1 rRNA gene is annotated in these 1633 nt (G+C 49.9%); it reads right to left on the bottom strand.

Going from position 1 to position 1633, the window contains the following annotated elements:
* A 23S ribosomal RNA gene (locus tag BM317_RS29635) occupies positions 1-1470 on the bottom strand; the annotation flags it as partial.
* Positions 1471-1633 lie beyond the last annotated feature (163 nt).

The following is a 1633-nucleotide window of genomic DNA, read 5'->3' as shown; positions in this document are numbered from 1 at the left end:
CAGCCTACCACCTTAAACTTGGACAACCAACGCCAAGCTGGCCTAGCCTTCTCCGTCCCTCCATCGCAATAACCAGAAGTACAGGAATATTAACCTGTTTTCCATCGACTACGCTTTTCAGCCTCGCCTTAGGGACCGACTAACCCTGCGTCGATTAACGTTGCGCAGGAAACCTTGGTCTTTCGGCGTGGGTGTTTTTCACACCCATTGTCGTTACTCATGTCAGCATTCGCACTTCTGATACCTCCAGCAAGCTTCTCAACTCACCTTCACAGGCTTACAGAACGCTCCTCTACCGCATCACTTGCGTGATACCCGTAGCTTCGGTGTATGGTTTGAGCCCCGTTACATCTTCCGCGCAGGCCGACTCGACTAGTGAGCTATTACGCTTTCTTTAAAGGGTGGCTGCTTCTAAGCCAACCTCCTAGCTGTCTAAGCCTTCCCACATCGTTTCCCACTTAACCATAACTTTGGGACCTTAGCTGACGGTCTGGGTTGTTTCCCTTTTCACGACGGACGTTAGCACCCGCCGTGTGTCTCCCATGCTCGGCACTTGTAGGTATTCGGAGTTTGCATCGGTTTGGTAAGTCGGGATGACCCCCTAGCCGAAACAGTGCTCTACCCCCTACAGTGATACATGAGGCGCTACCTAAATAGCTTTCGAGGAGAACCAGCTATCTCCGAGCTTGATTAGCCTTTCACTCCGATCCACAGGTCATCCGCTAACTTTTCAACGGTAGTCGGTTCGGTCCTCCAGTCAGTGTTACCTAACCTTCAACCTGCCCATGGATAGATCGCCCGGTTTCGGGTCTATTCCCAGCGACTAGACGCCCTATTAAGACTCGCTTTCGCTACGCCTCCCCTATTCGGTTAAGCTCGCCACTGAAAATAAGTCGCTGACCCATTATACAAAAGGTACGCAGTCACCCAACAAAGTGGGCTCCCACTGCTTGTACGCATACGGTTTCAGGATCTATTTCACTCCCCTCTCCGGGGTTCTTTTCGCCTTTCCCTCACGGTACTAGTTCACTATCGGTCAGTCAGTAGTATTTAGCCTTGGAGGATGGTCCCCCCATATTCAGACAAAGTTTCTCGTGCTCCGTCCTACTCGATTTCACTTCTAAGATCCTTTCGCGTACAGGGCTATCACCCACTATGGCCGCACTTTCCAGAGCGTTCCGCTAAAATCAAAGAAGCTTAAGGGCTAGTCCCCGTTCGCTCGCCACTACTAAGGGAATCTCGGTTGATTTCTTTTCCTCAGGGTACTTAGATGTTTCAGTTCCCCTGGTTCGCCTCTTGCACCTATGTATTCAGTACAAGATAACCATCTTATGATGGCTGGGTTCCCCCATTCAGACATCTCCGGATCACAGTCTGTTTGCCGACTCCCCGAAGCTTTTCGCAGGCTACCACGTCTTTCATCGCCTCTGACTGCCAAGGCATCCACCGTATGCGCTTCTTCACTTGACCATATAACCCCAAGCAATCTGGTTATACTGTGAAGACGACATTCGCCGAAAATTCGATCTTGCTCAAAGAGCAACTCACAAATTTTACCTTAGCCTGATCCGTTACCAGTGAAAGTAACGTCCAGTCTATCTTTCTATCACATACCCAAATTTTTAAAGAACGA

The organism is Pseudomonas sp. NFACC24-1 (genome assembly GCF_900115235.1).
GTDB classification, from domain to species: Bacteria; Pseudomonadota; Gammaproteobacteria; order Pseudomonadales; family Pseudomonadaceae; genus Aquipseudomonas; species Aquipseudomonas fluorescens_AA.
This window is presented reverse-complemented; position numbering and strand designations above follow the sequence as displayed.